At 68.4% G+C, this 3,546-nt stretch carries 2 protein-coding genes; both read left to right on the top strand.

Translation table 11 applies throughout. From position 1 onward, the window contains the following. The first annotated feature begins 344 nt into the window (after positions 1–344). Positions 345–1,835 (top strand): endo-1,4-beta-xylanase, encoded by a 1,491-nt coding sequence (locus tag ACFWI8_RS36155; RefSeq protein WP_387100469.1) that lies wholly within the window; start codon positions 345–347, stop codon positions 1,833–1,835. 178 nt (positions 1,836–2,013) lie between these two features. Beyond that, positions 2,014–3,477 (top strand): non-reducing end alpha-L-arabinofuranosidase family hydrolase, encoded by a 1,464-nt coding sequence (locus tag ACFWI8_RS36150; RefSeq protein WP_387100472.1) that lies wholly within the window; start codon positions 2,014–2,016, stop codon positions 3,475–3,477. The last annotated feature ends 69 nt before the right edge of the window (positions 3,478–3,546 follow it).

Genomic DNA, 3,546 nt, shown 5'->3' with positions numbered 1-3,546 from the left:
GCGCCGCGCCGAACTCGCCACCGAACTCGTCATCCGCGACAGCACCACACCTTTTCGCGACTGAACACCGAATCCTGTCGAAGGTATTGACGCCCTCCGGGCGGCGCCTGCCATCCTGCTGTCTGATGCACCGACTGATGTTCGATATGTCGAACGTCGGGGGTCGCGGGTGGACGGCTCATCCCCCCGCCGACGGTCGCGTCACCGTGCCACGCACCATCGCGTCACGCACCACCTCATCCCGTTCCGGTGAGGCCGCCGACATCCGAGGCCGACGACCGGGACGTCCGCGCGCCCGGTGAGGCCGGGCTCGCTCCTCGCCACCTCATCTGAAGGGACGTCAGATGGATCAACCGATACGGGCGGGCACCGGGCTCGCCCCGTTACGCCGGCTCAGAGCGCTGGTGATGCTGCTGGTCGCCGTGCTCGTCGCCTCGGGAACGATCGTCGCGCTGGCCGGCACCGCCGAGGCCGGCACCACGCTGGGCACCTCGGCGGCCGAGCGCGGCCGGTACTTCGGCACGGCCGTCGCCGCCGGCAAGCTCAACGACGGCGTCTACACGTCGATCCTCAACCGCGAGTTCAACAGCGTCACCGCCGAGAACGAGATGAAGTGGGACGCCACCGAGCCCAACCGGGGGCAGTTCAACTACACGAACGGTGACCGGATCCTCAACCACGCCCGGCAGCAGGGCATGTCGGTGCGCGGCCACGCCCTCCTGTGGCACTCCCAGCAACCCGGCTGGGCGCAGGGCCTCGAGGGCAGCACGCTGCGGTCGGCGATGATGAACCACGTCACCCAGGTCGCCACCCACTACCGGGGTCAGATCCACTCGTGGGACGTGGTCAACGAGGCGTTCGCCGACGGCACGAGCGGGGCCCGGCGGGACTCCAACCTCCAGCGCACCGGCAACGACTGGATCGAGGCGGCGTTCCGCGCGGCCCGCGCCGCCGACCCGAACGCGCGGCTCTGCTACAACGACTACAACACCGACGGGATCAACGCCAAGAGCACCGCGATCTACAACATGGTCCGGGACTTCAGGGCGCGCGGGGTGCCGATCGACTGCGTCGGGTTCCAGTCGCACCTGACCAACTCGGTGCCCGGCGACTACCAGGCGAACCTCCAGCGCTTCGCCGACCTGGGCGTCGACGTGCAGATCACCGAGCTCGACATCTCGGGCTCGAACCAGGCGAACGTCTACTCCACCGTGACCCGCGCCTGCCTGGCCGTCGCGCGGTGCGCGGGCATCACCGTGTGGGGCATCCGGGACAGCGACTCGTGGCGGACCGGACAGAACCCGCTGCTCTTCGACGCCTCGGGCAACAAGAAGCCGGCCTACACGGCGGTGCTGAACGCGCTCAACGAGGGCGGCACGACGCCGCCGCCCACCGACGGGATCGACACCGGCGCCTGGTACGTGCTGGTCAACCGGAACAGCGGCAAGGCGTTGGACGTGTACAACCTGGCCACCAACGACGGGGCGCGGATCACGCAGTGGTCCAGGAACGACCAGGCGCAGCAGCAGTGGCAGTTCGTGGACTCAGGCGGCGGTTACTACCGCGTCAGATCCAGACACTCGGGCAAGGTGCTCGACGTCTACAACTTCTCGACGGCCGACGGCGGCAACATCGTCCAGTGGGCCGACAACAACACCGCCAACCAGCAGTTCCAGGTCCTGGACTCCGGTGGTGGGTACGTGCGGCTGATCAACCGGAACAGCGGCAGAGCCGTCGAGGTGCAGGGCGCGGCGACCAACGACGGCGCCAACGTCGTCCAGTACGCCGACTGGGGCGGCGCCAACCAGCAGTGGCAACTGGTACGCGTCGGCTGAAGCCGGGCCGGTGTGGCCCCTGACAACGAAACGGAGCACCCCCATGAACGGGGCGAACGACTCCTGGGTGTCCGCGCCGCGGACGCCGGCGACGAGACAGACGCGCCGCGGGTTCGCGCGGCGTCGCCGACTGGCCACCACGATCGGGTTCCTCGTGGCCTCTCTCCTCGCGAGCCTGATGACCGTCGTCGGCGCCGCGCCCGCCTCGGCCGCGACGGTGGACACCAGCGCCTGGTACGTGCTGGTGAACCGGAACAGCGGCAAGGCGTTGGACGTGTACAACCTGGCCACCAACGACGGGGCGCGGATCACGCAGTGGTCCAGGAACGACCAGGCGCAGCAGCAGTGGCAGTTCGTCGACTCCGGCGGCGGCTACTACCGGTTGCGGTCGCGGCACTCGGGCAAGGTGCTCGACGTCCACAACTTCTCGACGGCCGACGGCGGCAACATCGTCCAGTGGGCCGACAACAACACCGCCAACCAGCAGTTCCGGCTGGCCGACTCGGACGGCGGGCACGTGCGGCTGATCAACCGCAACAGCGGCAAGGCCGTCGAGGTGCAGGGCGCGGCGACCAACGACGGTGCCAACGTCGTCCAGTACACCGACTGGGGCGGCGCCAACCAGCAGTGGCAACTGGTGCGCGTCGGGGGAGGCACCACGCCGCCCGGCTCGTCACTGCCCGCCTCCATGCAGTGGAGTTCCAGCGGCATCCTGGCCGGCCCGAGGTCGGACGCGACGCACGACATCGTCTCGATCAAGGACTACTCGGTGGTGTGGCACAACAACCAGTGGCAGATCTACGCCACCACCGCCAGCCGGAGCGGCGGCTGGAACCTGGTGCACTTCGCGGCGCCCGACTGGTCACAGATGGCCGGCGCGCAACACACCTTCCTGGACACCGCCTCCGGCGTCGGCACCGGCTACCGGGCGGCCCCACACGTGTTCTACTTCGCACCGCAGAACCTGTGGTACCTGGTCTACCAGACCGGACTGCCGTCCTACTCGACCAGCAGCGACCCCAGCAACCCGAGATCCTGGTCGACGCCGCGAAACTTCATGAACAGCGTGCCCGACATCGTCCGGCAGAACATCGGCAACGGCGCCTGGCTGGACTACTGGGTCATCTGCGACACCGCCAACTGTCACCTCTTCTCCAGCGACGACAACGGCCACATCTACCGGGCCCAGACGTCGGTGGCGAACTTCCCCAACGGGTTCGGCAACACCGTCATCGCCCTCCAGGACTCCAACCGCAACAACCTCTTCGAGGGCACCGCGGTCTACAAGCTGGGGAGCAGCAACGAGTACCTGCTGCTCCAGGAGGCCATCGGCTCCAACGGTCGCCGCTGGTACCGGTCCTTCACCTCCAGCAGCATCAGCGGACCGTGGACCGCGCTGCACGGTACGGAGTCCAACCCGTTCGCCCGCTCCAACAACGTGACCTTCCCGTCCGGAACGCAGAACTGGACGCAGGACTTCAGCCACGGTGAGCTGCTGAGAGCGGGCAACGACCAGACGATGACCATCAACCCGTGCCGACTGCAGTTCCTCTACCAGGGCATCAACCCGAGCGCCGGCGGCGAGTACAGCCAACTCCCCTGGCGCATGGGCCTGCTGACCCAGACCAACGCCACCTGCTGAACCAGCCGGCAGGTAGTCGTCCGCGGGCGCCCCGGGGCCCCGCCCGGCGGCCCCACCGCACGACCAAGC

It is taken from the genome of Streptomyces sp. NPDC127098 (assembly GCF_042722465.1).
In the GTDB taxonomy this organism is placed as follows: Bacteria; Actinomycetota; Actinomycetes; order Streptomycetales; family Streptomycetaceae; genus Streptomyces; species Streptomyces millisiae.
The sequence above is the reverse complement of the archived record's forward strand: the minus strand, read 5'-3'. Positions and strand labels throughout refer to the sequence as shown.

Coding starts and splice junctions, on each gene's coding strand:
- ACFWI8_RS36150 (WP_387100472.1), top strand. CDS start 2,014: ATGACCGTCGTCGGCGCCGCGCCCGCCTCGGCCGCGACGGTGGACACC.
- ACFWI8_RS36155 (WP_387100469.1), top strand. CDS start 345: ATGGATCAACCGATACGGGCGGGCACCGGGCTCGCCCCGTTACGCCGG.